Origin of the sequence: Streptomyces sp. KM273126 (assembly GCF_004337435.2) — a bacterium.
GTDB classification, from domain to species: Bacteria; Actinomycetota; Actinomycetes; order Streptomycetales; family Streptomycetaceae; genus Streptomyces; species Streptomyces acidicola.
In genome coordinates, this window is record NZ_SJXB02000002.1 from 1,741,200 (window position 1) to 1,759,854 (window position 18,655).

The 18,655-nt window shown below is 65.7% G+C and carries 16 protein-coding genes and 1 pseudogene; 11 read left to right on the forward strand and 6 right to left on the reverse strand.

Features of this window, described 5'->3' with window-relative positions:
* Nucleotides 1-203 precede the first annotated feature (203 nt).
* Nucleotides 204-1,985 (reverse strand): ABC transporter ATP-binding protein, encoded by a 1,782-nt coding sequence (locus tag E0500_RS38395; protein WP_131562936.1) that lies wholly within the window; start codon nucleotides 1,983-1,985, stop codon nucleotides 204-206.
* Nucleotides 1,982-3,841 (reverse strand): ABC transporter ATP-binding protein, encoded by a 1,860-nt coding sequence (locus E0500_RS38400; protein ID WP_131562934.1) that lies wholly within the window; start codon nucleotides 3,839-3,841, stop codon nucleotides 1,982-1,984. Before E0500_RS38400 ends, E0500_RS38395 begins: the two co-directional genes overlap by 4 nt.
* A gap of 259 nt (nucleotides 3,842-4,100) precedes the next feature.
* Between E0500_RS38400 and E0500_RS38405 the strand changes: the two genes are divergently transcribed.
* The 3 genes from E0500_RS38405 to E0500_RS38415 all read left to right on the forward strand — a co-directional run bounded on the left by E0500_RS38405 (nucleotide 4,101) and on the right by E0500_RS38415 (nucleotide 8,088).
* A complete protein-coding gene (locus E0500_RS38405) occupies nucleotides 4,101-4,853 on the forward strand; it encodes a hypothetical protein (RefSeq protein ID WP_181587364.1) in 753 nt (250 codons plus the stop codon).
* A gap of 79 nt (nucleotides 4,854-4,932) precedes the next feature.
* Nucleotides 4,933-6,537 (forward strand): peptide-N4-asparagine amidase, encoded by a 1,605-nt coding sequence (locus tag E0500_RS38410; RefSeq protein WP_131562932.1) that lies wholly within the window; start codon nucleotides 4,933-4,935, stop codon nucleotides 6,535-6,537.
* 144 nt (nucleotides 6,538-6,681) lie between these two features.
* The gene (locus E0500_RS38415; RefSeq protein ID WP_131562930.1) at nucleotides 6,682-8,088 is read left to right on the forward strand and encodes a cation:dicarboxylate symporter family transporter; all 1,407 of its coding nucleotides are present in this window, start codon (nucleotides 6,682-6,684) and stop codon (nucleotides 8,086-8,088) included.
* Here the strand turns inward: E0500_RS38415 and E0500_RS38420 are convergent.
* Together E0500_RS38420 and E0500_RS38425 are read right to left on the reverse strand one after the other, a co-directional pair.
* On the reverse strand, nucleotides 8,058-8,636 hold the full coding sequence (locus E0500_RS38420; protein WP_399120737.1) for a hypothetical protein: 579 nt from the start codon (nucleotides 8,634-8,636) through the stop codon (nucleotides 8,058-8,060). The two genes, E0500_RS38415 and E0500_RS38420, sit on opposite strands and share 31 nt — an antisense overlap.
* Before the next feature lie 20 nt (nucleotides 8,637-8,656).
* Nucleotides 8,657-9,118 (reverse strand): MarR family winged helix-turn-helix transcriptional regulator, encoded by a 462-nt coding sequence (locus E0500_RS38425; protein WP_131562926.1) that lies wholly within the window; start codon nucleotides 9,116-9,118, stop codon nucleotides 8,657-8,659.
* A 154-nt stretch (nucleotides 9,119-9,272) separates the two neighbouring features.
* Between E0500_RS38425 and E0500_RS38430 the strand changes: the two genes are divergently transcribed.
* Both E0500_RS38430 and mltG read left to right on the forward strand, forming a co-directional pair.
* Nucleotides 9,273-11,078: an ABC transporter ATP-binding protein gene (locus tag E0500_RS38430; RefSeq protein WP_131562924.1), complete on the forward strand. Its 1,806-nt coding sequence runs from the start codon at nucleotides 9,273-9,275 to the stop codon at nucleotides 11,076-11,078.
* 220 nt (nucleotides 11,079-11,298) lie between these two features.
* The gene (gene mltG, locus E0500_RS38435; RefSeq protein ID WP_131562922.1) at nucleotides 11,299-12,141 is read left to right on the forward strand and encodes an endolytic transglycosylase MltG; all 843 of its coding nucleotides are present in this window, start codon (nucleotides 11,299-11,301) and stop codon (nucleotides 12,139-12,141) included.
* A 15-nt stretch (nucleotides 12,142-12,156) separates the two neighbouring features.
* On the opposite strand, the pseudogene E0500_RS38440 reads toward mltG, so the two are convergent.
* A pseudogene (locus tag E0500_RS38440) lies at nucleotides 12,157-12,516 on the reverse strand (pyridine nucleotide-disulfide oxidoreductase); the annotation flags it as partial.
* Between the two features lie 56 nt (nucleotides 12,517-12,572).
* On the opposite strand from E0500_RS38440, the gene E0500_RS38445 reads away from it, so the two are divergent.
* The 6 genes from E0500_RS38445 to E0500_RS38470 all read left to right on the forward strand — a co-directional run bounded on the left by E0500_RS38445 (nucleotide 12,573) and on the right by E0500_RS38470 (nucleotide 17,930).
* Nucleotides 12,573-14,168 (forward strand): recombinase family protein, encoded by a 1,596-nt coding sequence (locus E0500_RS38445; RefSeq protein WP_131562920.1) that lies wholly within the window; start codon nucleotides 12,573-12,575, stop codon nucleotides 14,166-14,168.
* A gap of 24 nt (nucleotides 14,169-14,192) precedes the next feature.
* Nucleotides 14,193-14,501: a hypothetical protein gene (locus E0500_RS38450; RefSeq protein WP_165934970.1), complete on the forward strand. Its 309-nt coding sequence runs from the start codon at nucleotides 14,193-14,195 to the stop codon at nucleotides 14,499-14,501.
* A gap of 81 nt (nucleotides 14,502-14,582) precedes the next feature.
* Nucleotides 14,583-14,798 (forward strand): hypothetical protein, encoded by a 216-nt coding sequence (locus E0500_RS38455; RefSeq protein ID WP_131562916.1) that lies wholly within the window; start codon nucleotides 14,583-14,585, stop codon nucleotides 14,796-14,798.
* A 4-nt stretch (nucleotides 14,799-14,802) separates the two neighbouring features.
* Nucleotides 14,803-15,225: a helix-turn-helix domain-containing protein gene (locus E0500_RS38460; protein ID WP_131562914.1), complete on the forward strand. Its 423-nt coding sequence runs from the start codon at nucleotides 14,803-14,805 to the stop codon at nucleotides 15,223-15,225.
* A 772-nt stretch (nucleotides 15,226-15,997) separates the two neighbouring features.
* Nucleotides 15,998-16,255, forward strand: a complete 258-nt coding sequence (locus E0500_RS38465) for a helix-turn-helix domain-containing protein (RefSeq protein ID WP_131562912.1) — start codon at nucleotides 15,998-16,000, stop codon at nucleotides 16,253-16,255.
* A 904-nt stretch (nucleotides 16,256-17,159) separates the two neighbouring features.
* Nucleotides 17,160-17,930 (forward strand): hypothetical protein, encoded by a 771-nt coding sequence (locus E0500_RS38470; protein WP_131562910.1) that lies wholly within the window; start codon nucleotides 17,160-17,162, stop codon nucleotides 17,928-17,930.
* A gap of 359 nt (nucleotides 17,931-18,289) precedes the next feature.
* Here E0500_RS38470 and E0500_RS38475 read toward each other — a convergent pair whose 3' ends face one another.
* The gene (locus tag E0500_RS38475; protein WP_131562908.1) at nucleotides 18,290-18,520 is read right to left on the reverse strand and encodes a GntR family transcriptional regulator; all 231 of its coding nucleotides are present in this window, start codon (nucleotides 18,518-18,520) and stop codon (nucleotides 18,290-18,292) included.
* Nucleotides 18,521-18,655 lie beyond the last annotated feature (135 nt).

Here is an 18,655-nt window from a genome sequence, read left to right on the forward strand (position 1 = left end):
GCACCGTGCAACGGCAGCGACCACGGCTTTTCGGTGGTGCCGGGCAGGTGGACGGGCGCCACCGGCCCGGCAGGACCGGCGGCCCGCCCACCTGCCCGGCACGCGCCCGCCCGCCGACCCGCACGGACCGCGTGCGTCCCGCTCCGGCTCGCCTGCCCGCCCGCCGGGCACGGCACCGACTCCGATGCCGTGCCCCGGTCCCGTCACCCGTGCCAGGACCTCCACAGCGCCGCGTACGCGCCGCTCGCCGCGACCAGCTGGTCATGGCTGCCCAGCTCGGTGATGCGGCCGTTCTCGACGACGGCGATGACGTCGGCGTCGTGCGCGGTGTGCAGGCGGTGGGCGATGGCGACGACAGTGCGGCCGTCGAGGACGCGGGCGAGGGAGCGTTCGAGGTGGCGGGCCGCGCGCGGGTCGAGGAGCGAGGTGGCCTCGTCCAGGACCAGCGTGTGCGGGTCGGCCAGGACCAGGCGGGCCAGCGCGATCTGCTGGGCCTGCGCCGGGGTCAGCGCGAGCGCGCCCGAGCCGACCTCGGTGTCGAGGCCCTCGTCCAGGGCACGCGCCCAGCCGTCCGCGTCGACCGCGCCGAGGGCTGACCACAGCTCGGCGTCCTGCGCGCCCGTGCGGGCCAGCAGGAGGTTGTCGCGCAGGGAGCCCACGAAGACGTGGTGCTCCTGGTTGACGAGGGCCACATGGGAGCGGACGTCCTCGGCCGGCATGCGGGACAGTTCGGCGCCGCCGAGGGTGATGCGGCCGTTCCGGGGCGCGTAGATCCCGGCGAGCAGCCTGCCCAGGGTGGACTTGCCCGCGCCGGACGGGCCGACCAGGGCGAGCCGGGTGCCCGGGGCGACCTCCAGGGAGACCTTGCGCAGGACGTCGACGTCCGCGCGGTAACCGAAGTGGACCTTGTCGGCGTGCACGTGGCGCCCGTCGGGGGTGACGGAAGCGTCACCGGCGTCCGGCTCGATGTCGCGCACGCCCACCAGCCGGGCCAGCGACACCTGCGCGACCTGCAGCTCGTCGTACCAGCGAAGGATCAGGCCCACCGGGTCGACAAGCATCTGTGCGATGAGCGCGCCCGTCGTGAGCTGGCCGATCCCGATCCAACCCTGCAGTACGAACACACCGCCGATCATCAGGACCGAGCCGAGGACCGTGACATGCGTGATGTTGATGACGGGGAAGAGCACCGAACGCAACCAGAGCGTGTAGCGCTCCCACGCCGTCCACTCCTGGATGCGGCGCTCCGACAGCGCGATGCGGCGCTCGCCGAGCCGGTGCGCCTCGACGGTGCGGCCGGCGTCCACGGTCTCCGCGAGGACGGCGGCGACGGCGGCGTACCCGGCGGCCTCCGACCGGTAGGCGGAGGGCGCCCGCTTGAAGTACCAGCGACAGCCCACCACCAGCAGCGGCAGGGCCACCAGCACGGCGGGCGCGAGCGGCGGCGCGGTCACGGCGAGCCCACCGAGCAGCAGTCCCGCCCACACCACACCGATCGCGAGCTGGGGCACGGCCTCGCGCATCGCGTTGGCGAGCCGGTCGATGTCCGTGGTGATGCGGGACAGCAGATCACCCGTCCCTGCCCGCTCCAGCACGCCCGGCGGCAGCCCCACCGACCGTACGAGGAAGTCCTCACGCAGATCGGCCAGCATCCGCTCGCCGAGCATGGCGCCGCGCAGCCGCACCTGCTGCACGAACACGGCCTGGACGACGAGGGCGGCGAGGAACAGCCCGGCCGTGAGTTCCAGGTGCAGCTCACGGGCGTCGGCGGAGACCCGCTCGACGAGCCCGCCGAGCAGCCACGGCCCCGCCATCGAGGCCACCACGGCGACCGTGTTCACGGTGACGAGCAGGACGAAGGCACGCCGGTGCCGACGGAACAGCTCGGTCACATAGGCGCGTACGGTCGCGGGCGCGCCCACGGGCAGGGTGCTCGCCGTGGTCGGGGCGGCCGGGTCGTACGCCGGTGGCGCCACGCCGATCATGCTGACTCCTCGATCTCTTCCAGTACGCCGTGTGCAGCAGGGCCGTGTACGGCGGCGGTTTCCTCGCCGTGCGGGACGGCTTCCGCCGCCCGCTCCTTGTCCACTGCCTCGCGCAGCGCGGCCTCGTCATCGGTCTCGCGGGTCACGACAGCCCGGTACCGGGAGTCGCTGCGCACCAGCTCGCGGTGCACGCCGACGGCCACGACCTCTCCGTCGTGCACCAGCACAACCCGGTCGGCACGGTCCAGAAGCAGCGGAGAGGACGTGAGCACGACCGTCGTACGGCCCGCGCGCAGCGACCGGACGCCCTCGGCGATCCGGGCCTCGGTGTGCGAGTCGACGGCGGACGTCGGCTCGTCCAGGACGAGCACCTCCGGGTCCGTGATCAGCGACCGTGCCAGCGCGAGCCGCTGCCGCTGGCCGCCGGACAGGGACCGGCCACGCTCGGTGATCCGCGTGTCCAGGGGGTCCTCGGCATCCACCGACCCCTGGGCGAGCGCGTCCAGGACGTCTCCGCACTGCGCTGCGGCCAGCGCCTTGTCGGCGCTCACCTCGCCCGAGGCGGGCACGTCGAGCAGCTCGCGCAGCGAACCGGACAGCAGCACGGGGTCCTTGTCCTGGACCAGGACGGCCGTACGGGCGTCCGAGAGCGGCAGTTCGTCGAGCGGTACGCCGCCCAGCAGGACTGGCGTGCTCTCCTCGGCCGGATGCCCGCCCAGCCGCTCCGCCAGCAGCCCTGCCGCGTCCGGGTCACCGCACACCACCGCGGTGAGCCGGCCGGCTGGGGCGAGGAGCCCGGTCTCGGGGTCGTACAGGTCGCCGGACGGTACGAGGGCCTCCCGCGACCCGTCGGTGTCCGTGGCGCGCTTGAGCGACAGCACCCGGGCGGCCCGTTTGGCGGACGGCCGTGAGAAGGAGTACGCCATCGCGATCTCCTCGAAATGCCGCAGCGGATACGTCAGCAGCATGACCGAGCTGTACACGGTGACGAGTTCACCTACGGTGATCCGGCCCTCGCGAGCCAGGTGCACGCCGTACCAGACGACCGCGATCATCAGCAGACCGGGCATCAGCACCTGAATCGCGGCGATGAGGGCCCACATGCGGGCGCTGCGCACGGCCGCGTGGCGGACCTCCTGGGAGGCCCGGCGGTAGCGTTCCAGGAACAGCTCTTCGCCGCCGATGCCGCGCAGTACCCGTAGACCCGCGACCGTGTCCGAGGCCAGTTCGGTGGCGCGGCCCGCCTTCTCGCGCTGGTGGTCGGCGCGCCGGGTCGCCCTGGGCAGCAGCGGCAGCACGGTGAGCGCGAGGGCCGGGACGCCCACGGCGACGACGATGCCGAGCGCCGGCTGGTAGACGATCAGGCCGACGCAGACCAGCACCACGGTGAGCGCGGCCGCGGTGAACCGTGACACGGCCTCCACGAACCAGCCGATCTTCTCGACGTCCCCCGTGGAGACCGCGACGACCTCACCCGCGGCCACCCGTCGTGTCAGTGCCGAGCCCAGCAGGGCCGTCTTGCGGGCCAGCAGCTGCTGTACGCGAGCGGCGGCGGTGATCCAGTTGGTGACGGCGGACCGGTGCAGGAACGTGTCACCCAGGGCGATTCCCGCAGCGCAGAGAACCATCAGCCCGCCGGTCTGCGCCAGCCGGGTACCGGAGCCGTCGACCACGGCCTGCACGGCGAGGCCGACGCAGAACGGCAGCCCGCTCACGGCCAGGAAGTGCAGGAGCCCCCAGGCGAGGGCCTTGAACTGCCCATCGAGCTGGTTCCGGAAGAGCCACCGCAGGAATCGGGGTCCCGAGCGCGCGTCGGGCACACCCGGGTCGGGATACGGAAGGTCTTGAATCTGCATGACGTCCAGTGGCTCTAGTCAGGTGGGGGTGGGAGTGAGGGGGAGGCGCCCGCGCGGACCCGGGCCACCGACCATGACGAGCGGTGGCCGCCGGCAGCGCGGGCCGACAACAAACCGTGAAAGGCTCGCGTCATTGCGTGGTCGGAGGCAAACGATTTTCCTCCGCGAGGCAAAGTTCCGGCCCGGCCCGCCCGCACATGGGTGGGAGGGCCGGGGGGGTACGGGCAGACGTCCGCTGGGTGGTGCGACCATGGACGGCATGGGAACAGGCGGTGCGAGCGGCGCGGTGCGCACGCAGGTCGCGGCAGTGGTCTGCGGCGTGATGGTGATGTCCCTGGCGGCATGCGGCGGTTCGGGCGGGGACGGCGGAGCCAAGGCGGACACGGGCCCGAGAGGCAAGGCCGCGCAGACCAAGGCGCGCACCACCGACCTCAAGAGCATCCCGGACGTCAGCGACCGCCTGCAGAAGCAGATACCGGCCAACTCCCGCCAGGTGGTGGCCGTCTACGGCGAAGGCAAGGACGACGCCGACGCCACGATCGTGCTCTACACGAAGAGCGGCTCCACCTGGGACAAGACCCGCAGCTGGCAGGGTCACAACGGTAAGAAGGGCTGGACCGCGAACCACCGGGAGGGTGACAAACGCAGCCCCGTCGGCGTGTTCTCGCTCAGCGACGCGGGCGGAGTCCTCGCCGACCCCGGCTCCAAGCTCCCGTACACCCGGTCCGCGTCCTTTCAGGCACCGCGCTACTGGGCCAAGTCGTACTGGCATGACTTCGACTACGTCATCGCCATCGACTACAACCGCGTCAAGGGCACCTCGCCGAACGACCCCACCCGCCCTCAGGGCCAGTCGAAGGGCGGCAGTATCTGGCTGCACATGGATCACGGCAGCGGAACGTCCGCCTGCGTGAGCCTGTCCAAGCCGGGCATGGAGTACCTGCTGCGGACCCTCGACCCGGCCCAGCACCCCGTGATCGTGATGGGGGACAAGGCGGAGCTGAAGGCATGAGAGACCCGAAGGGGCATCGGGTGCTCATGTGACCTGAGGTCTCATTGCGGTCCGCGCCAACTCCCCGTAGAACACGGCCATGAGAAGCCGGATCATCATGTCCATGCTCGCCGGAGCGACCCTCCTGGCGAGCACCCTCCTCGGAGCGAGCCCCGCGCAGTCGGCCTCCTCCGCCGACATCCCCGCCGAGTTCGGCACCGACTGGCACGACCCGGTCACCGCCGCACCGCCGGTCACGAAGCCCGGCGGCACGTCCTGCGAAGTCACCGTCGCCGAGGCGCAGTTCAAGGACTTCACGCCGTACAAGGGGGAGTACGCGCCCCCGCGCGCCTGCGGCGACCGCTGGAGCAAAGTCGTCCTCCGCCTCGACGGCAAGGTCAAGGGCCGCCAGTACGACCGCCTCGGCTACCTGCACATAGGCGGCGTCGAGGTCTTCCGTACGTCGACGCCGCAGCCCTCGCCCGACGGCATCGAGTGGTCCGTCGAGAAGGACATCACGCGCTACAGCGACACCCTGCGCACCGCGCAGCCCGTGGAAATGCTCATCGGCAACGTTGTCGACGACACGTACACCGGCATCATCGACGTCAAGGTCACCCTGACCTTCTACGCGGGCGGGCCGGACGCGACGAAGACCCCCGACCGGGTCCTCACTCTCCAGGACGGCACCCTCGCCACGCCCCGCAACAGCGAACGCGTCGTCGCCGAGGTGTACGCCACCGGCTCCGGCGGAGGCTGCGAGGAGTACTGGTACCTGACGGTGCCCGATCCGGCGCCGTACTCCTGCAAGGCGGACGACGGGCCGTACCGCGAAGTGCAGATCACGGTGGACGGTCAACTGGCGGGCATCGCCTCGCCGTTTCCCACCGTGTGGACCGGCGGCTGGTCCAACCCGTTCCTCTGGTACGTGGTTCCGGGTCCCCGCGCCTTCGACATCAAACCCGTCGAGTACGACCTCACCCCGTTCGCGGGGCTCCTCAACGACGGCCGCCCGCACCGGGTGGAGGTCTCGGTCGTCGGTGTCCCCGAGGGACAGACGGGGTGGAGCACCCCGGTCAACGTCCTCGTCTGGCAGGACGCCAAGAGCAAGTACGTCAGTGGTGCGCTCACCAAGGTCAGGGCGGGTGACCTCGCCAACTCCTCGACCTATACACCCGGTTCCGAGCACCGCCTCGACACCGAGGGCGGCCACCGGCTGACGGTCGCCGGGTACGTGAACACCTCGCGCGGGCGGGTGGCGACCACCGTGAGTCGCGAGTTGACGAACACCTCCGTGCACACCTGGGCGGACGGGGAGAACCCCGACGCGCTGAAAGCGACCTGGACCGACAACGAGACGGTCACGGTGGAGGGGCACGGACCGGCACGAACGACGCGGACGCACCGGACATACACGATGGACGGCACGACGACCCTTGGTGCGGGCGACCGGCTGCGGACCGTCCTGACCCTCGGCGACCGGGCGGCGACGACCGAGACGGGGGGCGGGCGGCGCACCACCTGGTCCCGGCTCGACGACACCTACACGGGCGACGCCACGTATACGGCGAACGTGCCGCGCGACCAGCGTCATGCGGTCGGCACGACCAGCGAGCGCTACCGGCTGTCGGGGTCCGGTGGCTGCTACGACCGTTCTCTGGCCACCGTGCAGGGCGTTCTGACGGAGGAAAGTTACGGCTGCTGAGATGAAATGCGAGTGATGTGACGCCTGTTCGATGATTTACACGGCGGAAACGCGGGGGTCTTCTCCGCGAGTGGCACCTCCTCGATAGTGATCGCCGCGGAAGCACTTTTCCGCATGCCAGAAAGTCACACCGGAGGAGTACTCGTGCCGCAGTCCCTACCGTCCCTGCCGCGACGCGTCGCACGCATACTGCGTACCTCTCTGTTCGCCCAGGTCGCCGTCGCCCTGGTGCTCGGCATCGTCGTCGGGAGGTTGTGGCCGGACACGGCCACGACCTTCCAGCCGCTCGGCGACGGTTTTGTGCGCCTCATCAAGACAGTGATCTCGCCACTCGTGTTCTGCGTGGTCGTCGTCGGTATCGCCAAGGCCGGAAATCTGAAGGCCTTCGGGCGGATCGGCCTCAAGGCCCTGATCTGGTTCGAGGTCGCCTCCACGGCCGCGCTGCTCATCGGCCTGATCGCCGCCAACGTCTTCGCCCCCGGCTCCGGCATGAACGTCGATCCGTCGAAGCTCGACGCCTCGGCGGTCGACGACAAGACCGCCGGGGGTGCGCTGCCGTCGACCACCGAGTTCGTCCTGAACGCGTTGCCGCAGAGCGCGATCGGTGCGTTCGCCGAGAACTCGCTGCTCCAAGTGCTCGTACTGGCCTGCCTCGTCGGTGCCGCCCTGCTCCACCTCGGTCACACCAAGGTCCCCGCGATCCTGCCGGCCATCGAGCAGGCTCAGGAGATCATCTTCGCGATCGTCGGCTTCGTGATGAAGCTGGCGCCGCTCGCCGTGTTCGGCGCGATGGTCCACCTGGTCGGCGAGTACGGCCTCGGGGTGATGGAGACATACGGCAAGCTCATCATCCTCTGCTACGCGGTCGCCGCGGTCTTCCTCGCCCTGCTCGCCGTCGCGCTGAAGCTGGTCACCGGGCTCAACCTGTGGAAGTTCGTGCGCTATACGCGTGAGGAGATGCTGCTCGCGCTGGGCACGGCCTCAAGTGAGACCGTCATGCCGCGCATGATGCAGAAGCTGCGCCAGGCGGGCGCCCGCGACGACGCCGTGGGCCTGGTGCTGCCCACCGGCTACTCCTTCAACCTCGACGGCGCCTCGATCTACCTCTCCATCGGCACGCTGTTCATCGCGCAGTCCGTGGGCGTGGACCTCAGCCTGAGCCAGCAGATCACCGTGATCCTGGTCCTCATGCTGACCAGCAAGGGCATGGCGGGCATCCCTGGTTCGGCCTTCCTCGCCCTCTCGGCCACCGCTTCCGCGCTCGGTGCCATCCCCGCCGGCGCCGTCGCGCTCCTCCTCGGCGTCGACCGCATCATGGACGCGATGCGCGTCGCCACGAACCTGCTGGGCAACTGTGTCGCCGTGTTCGTGGTGTCGAAGTGGGAGGGGGCGCTCGACACGGTGCGGGCCAAGAAGATGCTCGACGGGGAGATCGCGTTCGTGGAGGAAGAGGACGCCACTGAGGGGGACGCTGCCGAGGGCACGTCCGAGTCATCGGGCAGCGCGGCCGACTCTCCCGATCACGCTTCGAAGACTCCCGCGAACACCTGACCCGAGAGCGGTCGAGGGGCCCGCCGCCGGCACTTGGCGCCGGGCCTCGCACACGCCGTCAGCCCCTTGCCGGTGCAGACCCGATGCCCTTCATGTACGCGTTGCAGAGCAGGGCGCGTTCCACCTGGAGTGGTGCCGACGCGGCCGGCAGGGGCCGGTCCGGTCGCGCCGCAACCCGCCAGGAGAAAGGCGAGCAGGCGGCGCCAGGCGTGCGGCGCCGGCTCCTTGGTCAGGTGCGTCACCGCCGCGTTGGCGATCAGGAACAGGAGATGGTCCTCCGTCACGAAGTCGGAGCGTAGCTCACCGGCTTCCTGGGCCCGGCGGACGAGGTCGGCCATGGCCTGCTCACCGGCCTCGCGGCATCGTGCGGCCGTGTCCGAGTGGGTGAGCCGGATGCTGAGAAGATCGCTGAAGCATCGGTCGGCCGCCATCGTGGTGCAGACCCACTCGATCAGTGTGGTGAAACCGGCCCAGGGGTCTCCGTTTGTCGTTCGGCGTGAGGGGTTGATCCGGCACGGGACGGTCGATCCGGCTCTGCGGCGGCCCAAAGTGTGTGCGGCTTCGCCGGTCAGCCGCGCCCGGCTCCGGTGGTCGTGTCCACCCCGTCGACGAGGGTGTTCAACAGGCCGCCCAGTACGTCGCGTTGCTCGTCCGTCAGTGGGGCGAGGATCTCCTCCGCCGCCGCCCTGCGGGCGCCCCGCAGCTCCCGCAGGGCCGTGCGCCCCTCATCCGTCAGCTCGATCCGTATCACTCGCCGGTTGGAGGGATCGGGCACGCGGCGCACCCGCCCGCTCGCCTCCAGTCCGTCGACCAGCGTCGTCACGGCCCGGGGCACCACCTCCAGGCGTTCGGCCAGGTCGGCCATGCGTGGGGGTGAACCGTAGTGGGTGAGGGTGCGCAGCAGTCGGGACTGTGCCGGGGTGATGTCCAGTCCGGATTGCCCCAGATGGCGCTTCTGGATGCGGTGCACGCGGCGGGTGAGCCGCAGCAATTGCTCGGCGAGCAGGCCGTCGGCGTCGGGTGTGCTCATGAGGGAACAATATCAGGACGATGTTCATTGTGAACATAGGTAACAATGAGCTATGCTCCGTCAGACCGCCTGATCCCTGTGCGTGGGGCCGGCCCGTTTCCGCGGGACCGGCCTTCCTGGTCGCGGGGGTCGCCCACACATCCCGTAGGAGCCCATGCGTCCCGACGAACCCGCCCCCTGGACACCACCCCGCACCGAGCCGGGGCAGCCGCGGCAGGTGCGCCGCATCCTGAAGCTCTTCCGTCCGTACCGCGGCCGCCTCGCCGTCGTCGGCCTGCTCGTCGGTGCCGCGTCACTGGTCTCGGTCGTCACGCCTTTCCTGCTCAAGGAAATCCTCGACACGGCGATCCCCGAGGGCCGGACGGGCCTTCTGTCCCTGCTCGCGCTCGGCATGATCCTGAGCGCCGTTCTCACCAGCGTCTTCGGCGTGCTGCAGACCCTGATCTCCACGACGGTCGGCCAGCGCGTCATGCACGACCTGCGCACCGCCGTCTACGGCCGGCTGCAGCGCATGTCGCTCGCGTTCTTCACCCGGACCCGCACCGGAGAGGTCCAGTCGCGCATCGCCAACGACATCGGCGGCATGCAGGCGACCGTCACCTCCACCGCCACCTCGCTGGTCTCCAACCTCACCAGCGTCGTCGCCACGATCGTCGCGATGGTCGCCCTGGACTGGCGGCTGACCGTCGTCTCCCTGCTGCTGCTGCCGCTGTTCGTGTGGATCAGCCGTCGCGTCGGCGAGGAGCGTAAGAAGATCACAACCCAGCGCCAGAAGCAGATGGCCGCCATGGCCGCGACCGTGACCGAGTCGCTGTCCGTCAGCGGTATCGTGCTCGGCCGCACGATGGGGCGCGCCGACTCGCTGACAAAATCCTTCGCCGAGGAGTCCGAGGGCCTCGTCGATCTCGAAGTGCGGTCGAACATGGCCGGTCGATGGCGCATGGCCGTCATCTCGATCGTCATGGCCGCGATGCCGGCCTTCATCTACTGGACGGCGGGACTGGCTCTCCAGTTCGGCGGCCCGGCCGTCTCGATAGGGACGCTGGTCGCGTTCGTCTCTCTTCAGCAGGGTCTGTTCCGCCCGACCGTCAGCCTGCTCTCCACGGGCGTTCAGATCCAGACCTCACTCGCCCTCTTCCAGCGCATCTTCGAGTACCTCGACCTGCCCATCGACATCACCGAACCGAAGCGTCCGATCCACCTCGACCAGGTCAAGGGCGAGGTCCGGTTCGAGAACGTCGCGTTCCAGTACGACGACAAGAGTGGCCCCATACTCGACGGCATCGACATCACGGTCCCCGCAGGCGGCAGCCTCGCCGTCGTCGGCCCGACCGGCGCCGGCAAGTCCACGTTCAGCCACCTGGTGCCACGGCTGTACGACGTCACGGGCGGCCGCGTCACGCTCGACGGGATCGACGTGCGCGACCTCGACTTCGACACGCTGGCGCGCGCGATCGGCGTCGTCTCCCAGGAGACGTACCTCTTCCACGCCTCCGTCGCCGACAACCTGCGCTTCGCCAAGCCGGACGCCACCGACGAGGAACTGCGCGCGGCGGCGACGGCGGCCCAGATCCACGACCACATCGCGTCCCTGCCCGACGGGTACGACACGGTCGTCGGCGAACGCGGCCACCGGTTCTCCGGCGGTGAGAAGCAGCGCCTCGCCATCGCGCGCACCATCCTGCGCGACCCGCCCGTGCTCATCCTGGACGAGGCGACCAGCGCCCTGGACACCCGTACGGAGCGTGCCGTACAGGAGGCCATCGACGCGCTCTCGGCCAACCGGACCACACTGACCATCGCCCATCGGCTGTCCACCATCCGTGGCGCCGACCAGATCGTGGTCCTGGACTCCGGCCGCGCTGTCGAACGGGGCACACATGAGGAACTGTTGGAGCAGGGCGGGCGCTACGCGGCCCTCGTGCACCGGGATGCCCAACTGGAACCGACGCGATCGTGATGCCCTCTGCCCCGCCTGAGGTGGACGGCATCGTGATACCTCCGGACCCGCGGAAGCCGACAAGATCGTGAGGCCCGGGGAGCCGAGACACCCGAGATGTCGAGACGCTGAAACGCCGAGACTCCGCGCCGCCGTGACGCTGAGTCATCGCGACGCCGATTGAAGCCGACAAAATGAAGATATGCCGGGTTTGTGGGCTTTTGCGGGTTACCGTGCCCGCATGCAGATCAACACTCCGCCACGGAGGAAGATTCGACTGACGCACCGGGGCCGGGTCGCCCTCATCGCGACCGGAGCCGTTGTGGCGGCTACCGCCGTGGCGGTGCCGCTGCTGAGCATCAGCGCCGGCGCCGGGCAGTCGCGCCCCACGTCCCTGGTGATCCCGGAGGGCTGGCGGGCGACTCAGGTCTACCAAGCCGTCGACAAGGCCCTCGCCCTGCCCGCAGGCACCACCAAGAAGTCCCTGGGCAAGGCCGGACTCAAGCTCCCCGCGGAGGCTCAGGGCAACCCGGAAGGCTACCTCTTCCCGGCGTCGTACTCCCTCGGCAAGAAGACGACCCCCGAGTCCTTGCTGTCGTCGATGGTCGACACTGCGAACCAGCGACTGAACGGAGGTCAGGTCACTGCCGGTGCGCAGCGCAACGCCCTGAACTTCTACCAGACGGTCACCATTGCAAGCATCGTCCAGGCCGAGGCCGCCACCAAGGCCGACATGGGCAAGGTGGCCCGGGTCATCTTCAACCGCCTGGAGCGCGGTATGCCGTTGCAGATGGACTCCACCATCAACTACGCGCTGAACCGCTTCTCGGTGGACACCACCGAGAAGGAGACGAAGCTCAACAGCCCCTACAACTCGTACCAGCGCATGGGTCTGCCACCCACGCCTATCGCGAACCCCGGAGAGGAGGCGGTGCGCGCCGCGATCAACCCGGTGCCCGGTGACTGGCTCTACTTCGTCACGGTCAAGCCGGGCGACACCCGTTTCACGGCCAGCTTCGAGGAACATCAGCGGAACGTCGCGGAGTTCAACCGGAACCGGAAGAGCGCGCAGGCGACCAAGTGATCCCGCGCCGGGCCGTCACGCGGCGAGCGGCTCCTCGGCCAGCAGTCGCCTGATGTCCCGAACCGCCGCGCGTCCCGCCCGGTTGGCACCGATCGTGCTGGCCGACGGCCCGTACCCCACCAGGTGGATCCTCGGGTCGGCGACCACGCGGGTGCCCTCGACACGAATGCCGCCACCCGGCTCGCGCAGCCGCAGCGGCGCCAGATGGTCGAGGGCGGCACGGAACCCGGTAGCCCAGAGGATGACGTCGGCATCCACGCGCCGTCCGTCGTCCCACTCCACACCGTCGGGCGTGATGCGGTCGAACATCGGGAGCCGGTCGAGCACCCCGTCCGCGATGCCCTCGCGGATCGCGTCGTTCAGCGGCAGCCCTCTCAAGAGTGATTGACAACTATGCAGGCCCCTGCGACAGTTGGGAGTAGCAAGGGAGCGTGGCAGGGGGCCACGCAGTAGGGGAGGGGAACGGCGTGCGCCGTGTGTTGCTGGCAGAGCGCATCTCTGATGCCAAGGGTGAGCGTTCAGAGAGCATTGAAGCGCAGGATGAGAAGTTGCGTGCCAGGGCAGACCAAGAGGGCGTGCACATCGTTGGCACTGCCGTTGACTTGTCTATCTCTGGTGACGTTGACATGTTCGACAGGCCAAGTCTCGGACAGTGGCTCACCCCCGAGGGTCTCCAGAAGTGGGACGAGATTTGGGTGTCCACTCAGGACCGCCTCTCTCGCGACGACAAGCACTTTCTTGCCTTCGTGCTCAAGGTCATTGAGTGGCAGAAGAAGGTAACCGTCCTAGATGACCCTCAATTCAATGAGCAGATGCACACCCCTGAGGGGTTGCTCATCCTTCACGCCAAGGCTCTCGGGCCGGCGAAGGAACTTGCACGCATCAAGGCCAGGGTGACCGAGAGCCACGAACGGCGCCGTTTCACCGCACGGTGGCACGGTGGTTTCCCTCCCTTTGGATACCGCCCCGTCAGCCGTTTCGAAAACGGCAAGACTGCCACCTACTTGGAGCAAGATCCGAAGATGGTTGAGGTCTTGCATGAGATGCGTCGACAGGTCATCGAGGGACAGTCGTTCTTGGGCGTAGCCAAGTACCTCAACGCCAAGGGCGTGTTGACCGCTCGGGACAGGGCCAGGCTCCGCAAGGGGAAGCCTGTCAAGAGCCGTAAGGGTGAGGGCATCCAAGAGAAGTGGGCAGAGACCACGGTTAAGAACGTCCTCACAGAGGAGTCCACCCAGGGGCTCAAGAGGTACAAGGGTGAAGTGCTCTACGGACCGGACGGGGAGCCTGTCAGGTTGGCAGAGCCTGTCTTCACTGATGAAGAGTGGGAGTCTCTGCAAGCAGCCATCGAGCGGCGGACGATGACCAAGACTCGGAGGGTAAACAAGACCAACCCTCTATACGGCGTGACGTTTTGTTCCGAGTGCGGTTCCAAGGCAGTACAGAAGTCGTTCACCCGTGGTGACCTCACGTACCGGTATTACGTCTGTGGGAGCTTTCCCAAGGAGGATCGCTGTAAGGGTTCCGTTCGTGCCGAGCAAGTAGAAGAGTTCATGGAGCTTGAGTTCTACCAGAGGTACGGACTTGAGCCTGTGACCGAACGGGTTTGGGTCCCTGGCACGGACAACACCAGAGAGCTTGAGGACGTACGTAAGCGCATCATCCGTCTCAGGGACAATTATGAAGCGGGAGCGTACGACGATGACCAGGAAGGCTACAAGAGCCGGTTGCATGCCTTGCGGACACGCAGGGATGAACTTGCGGCCGAACCTGTCGTAGAGGGTCACTGGTCCGAGAAAGACATGGGGATGACCTACGGGGAACTCTGGCCCACTCTCGACTTGGAGGGCCAGAGGAAGCAACTGATCAAATCCGGTTACAGGATCCTGATCCGTAAGGGGACGTTCAAGATCACCCCGGAGCCTGAGCCTTGGCAGGAGAAGAAAGCCAGGCTGGAAGGCTTGGGCTACGTCCTCCAAGACAACCGTTGGGTGCGGCCGGACACGGCTCAGACCAGCGGGGAATAACCAGCAACACAACCGTTGTTGAGCATGGCAGAGGGGCGCCTGTCGCCAAACAAGAACGCCCCTCTGTCTCCATCAGGAGAAGGGCCAGTCTACATGGGTCTGTACGTAGACGAGAACGGGGAAGAGCTGTCCGACTGGGAGGAAGGGCAGTTGGAGACGTTGACCGAGTTGGTCAACGCTCTTGGGGACTACTGGAACGCAGGAGTCTTGACCCTGGCAGCAGCGGTCAAGGTCTACGCACAGACTGCTGAACTCACAGAAGACGCGTCGGCAGAGTTCCTGACTGGCATATGGGTTGACCACATGTTGGACCGGATGCGGTACGGCGGGTAGCAGACAACCGAATAAGCACCACCCCGTGAGGGCCCTGTCAATCGGCAGGGCCCTTTTCCATGTCTGGAGAGGACAGAGGCAGTGACAAAGGCAGAAAAGGCACTGGCCATTCAGAGTGTCGGATCAATGGTCTGGCATGGAGGAATGGACGTGTCCGCGGCTATTTGGTTTGTCGGTGGCCTTTTCAAGGTCGATTGGCGCGTAGCGCGAGACATGGTTCATGACGCAATGGCGGAAGTCATGACAGAGGAAGTGGATAAGGGACTGACCAGGATTGGGGACAAGAATGACAACTGAACAGATGAATGACGTCGCAGAGGTTGTGGCAGATCCTTGGGGTTTGCAGAGTCCGTGGGAGATTGACAGGGAGAAGCGGGAGGCCGCAGAGAAAGCGGCCGAGGCTGCCAGAGAGGAAGAGCGCCGTAAGGCTGCATGGGTCAACATGACCACTCGCCCTAACGAATGGCTTCAGATAGTACTCTGTCGTAATGCCTCTAATGGAGCACTGCGCGTAGCGGTTGCCTTGGCCGGCTACGGCGGTAACGGGAATACCCAGGGCGTGTTCCCTACCTATAAGACTCTCATGGAGAAGACATCCAAGAGCCGCGCCGTAGTGTCCGCGGGCATCAAGGATCTCAGGGAGGCAGATCTAATCAGGGAGCGCCACCGGTCCTACGATGGACCAGTGGTCTACGACCTGGGGGCCATGCCCGAGGAAGACTAGCCCTGAGAGGGGGTCTCAAAAACGAGACCCCCCTAGTCTCAGAAACGAGACCCTAACTTCTAAACCTAACTTCTACTCCATATCCCTTACGGGATATGGAGCTAGTAATACTAGTAGTAAGAAGGTTCCTTGGCTCCTGAGGCCAAGGGACTTTCAAGACCACTTCAGTAGAGGTGTCTGCCTTCGATCTTGCAGGATCTCAGACAGCCAAGGCGACGACCGAACGGAGTGAGGGAGAGTTGAGCTAGCCAGACCTTTAGGGGTCTGGCAGCGAAACACGAGACTTAGTCGAGTCAGGCTCAGTTACTGAGGCTAGAGATTGTCCCGCCCCCGGCTCAGAGCCTCTGTAGCGGCCTCTGAGTATCTTCCTGGTCCTCTGGTCATCTGGGCCTCTGTGCGGCCCTCAGAAGGGCGTACAGAGCGTCAAGGTTCCTCCCTGGCCACTGTGTTGACCGTGGCCCTGGTCTCGGAGCCTCGGACACCTGTGATCTAGCTCTCAGTTCCCTCACTTTGTGTCTCAACACCCCACCGAATGACACCGACGTCTTTAGTGAGAGCAGAAGAGAAAAAGTCTGGGCAACCTTGCTCTTGTTCTCACCTCTCTGATTTGTGGTCATGCATGTTCCTCCCCCTCTTGTCTAGGTTCTGGCCGTGGGTTACCTGGACACCTTGGCCCTGGTCTCTGCGTTTCGTCGTGTGGCGTAGAGACCGGGGCCTTTTCCTTTGCCCACTAAACCCACAACTACCCACACGGCATGAGGAGTGATCTGGAATGGCAAAGATATCTGTATGGGATAGGCGCACATGGGGCGCGATTAGGCAGGTGAAGGGACTCACCTATCGGCAGATAGGCCAGGAGCTAGACGTGTATTACGGCTCAGTTGAGAAATGGTTCAACGGGGAGCGCAACCCCAAGCTTCGGTATCAGATAGCCCTGGCCAAGGTTCTTGGGCTCCCGCTTAAGTCCATCCTGTCAGACATTAAGGACCCCGTCATTCGAGCTGTCATCCGAGCCGCTTACAACGACTAGACGTTAGGACACACGACATTGAACACGACACCGACCTACGCCAGACTTACCGCTGTCATCTCTCGGCCACTGGTTCTCATCTCTGCTCTCGTCATCTCAATGCCGGCTGAGATTCAGCTAGCCCGTGCCTCTGGCTTCACGCAGGGCTTTGAATACCTCATGCTCCTGGTGTTGTCTCTGTACTCCGCGGCATCTGCTGTCATTGCCACTACTCGGCCCCGTGGCACAAAGGGCCGTAAGTCTGCCATTGCTGGCTCTGGCGTAGCTCTGGGAATGGCGCTCTCTGCTCAGGTTGTTGGTCACCTTATTTCCAGTGGCTACGTGACCTCTGGCCCTTGGCTTGTGGCTGCTGTCTCCTCTGTGCCTGCTCTTGCAGCCGCTCACATGCTGCATTTGGCTGCACTGCCAAAGTCCACTGTCTGTGTCAACGGACAGAATTCCGGACACGAGAACGAGGAAGAGCCTGAAAACCGCTCTGAGACAGCCGAGGGAGAGGCAGGGGTGCCTACTCCTGCTGCGCCCCGTAAGAAGGGCGTACGGGGCCGTTCTCGTCCCTCGCTTCAGGCTATCCGGGATGCCGCTCAGAACCTTGATGCCACTGGGCAGAAGGTTACGGCTAAGGCTCTTGCTGCTGCATTCAAGGTCTCGGAGCGCACCGGTGCTCGCTATCTGTCTGCTCTCACTACTGCCTAGGAGATACGTCATGGATGACATGGAACGGCAAGAACTCAATGACATGACTTACTGGGAAGTCCAGGAAGCTTGGAGAGCGGGAATGTTCAGGAGTGAGGAGTAGTGGAGCTTCTGTCTATTGCTGGTTACCTGACATGCCTTATCTGCACTCTGGCTATTGGGGTGCTGAACATAAAGGAACGACACGACTACCGAACCTTTTGGAGTATGCATGACTGACTACATTGAACCACCCCGTGACCTTCCCCTTTCTAGCAAGGTAAAGAGCCTCCGTAAGACGTATGACGACGCCGTGGCAAAGCTTGACGAATACAAGCGCAACAATGCCCAGTATGCTCCGCGGAAGACTCTCAATGCCTTGGATCAGTACGTCTACCACGTCTCGGCTATCCGTGAGGCGGAGACGGAACTCCAAGAAAAGGAGATAGCGGCTGCTGCGGCCGGTAAGCCACTTCCGGACCGAGACACCGTGCTGCGCCCCATTGAGGCCAAGGTGGACGAATACAAGCGCATGGTTCCGGCCCTTGAGGCTCTGGTGACCAGGGCCCGTAATGAGTTCTCCCAGGCTCTCAGGGAAGACCTGGTGTCCATGGGGCTCCGGGAGAGTAAGGCTGCACAGAAGGCTAGGGATGACTGGGAGAAGGCTTACAAGGCTGCCTTGGCTGCACGGGAGAACCTTGAGAGGCACGGCGCGCTTTTCGTTTGGTGCGCCACTGCCGGGCAGATGGAAACCCTTCCCCTTGAAGGTGCCAGTGAGGGTAACCGGGCCGAGGCATGGCAGATTGCCGAGGATGGCCGGCTGACTACTGAAGCGGCAATTGAGCTTGGTTTCGAGGGTATTGGGCTTGTGGGCGGACTTGTTGTTATGCCCGAGCCGGTAAGGGATGAGCAGGCCGAGGCGGATGCCGAATTCTGGCGTACTTACAAGCCTAAGATGTTCATTGCTAAGCCGGAGGGATACGGCAACAACTGGGAACACTGAGCTGGCACATATCCGGGGATTCTGGCGCCTTTTGGCTGTCAGGGTCCCCGGCTTTTGTGTTTGGCATCTGCTCTGGCGAGAATTTCAAAATCCGTACATGACGAGATGCAAGGACACTAGACGGGGGTGTTCTCGATCATGGAAAGTTCATAACCCGTACGCGAGCGGAAAGAGGTGCTCCCGGCGGGTTCTCTTGCATGAAATACAAGCATTACCCCAGGGGGCTACAGGCACACCAATAAGCCAGTAGATCTGACGAGACGTCAGTCATATCTGACGTGGTGTCAGGTTGAAGCCCAGTAATGGCATTCAAATGCCTGTCGGGATAATGGTAAACGTCAGAGTGTAAGCGTTCCTGGCTAGATCCTCTGGTCTGCCACGAACGAACCGCGGCCAGACCAAGTGATGATCAGTCCGTCCTCCCTGAGGGCCGCGAATGCCCGTTGGACTGTGGGCGCAGCTACGTCGAACTCACTCGCCACTGTAAGGACAGCTGGCATGCGTGACCCTGGGGCGTAGGTGCCATCGGTGATCCTTGCCCTCAGGATGCGCTCAAGCTGCGGGTAGACAGGCTGCGTCCGATCGATCATGGGCTAAGCGTGCGACTGTTCGGGGGTTCCCGCATCCGAGCATGCGACCTTACGAGTATTCGAGGATACGAGTAAGCTGACCTTCCTTCGGTAGCTACTGGAGATACGGGACGGCCCCGGACAGAGGGACTAGCT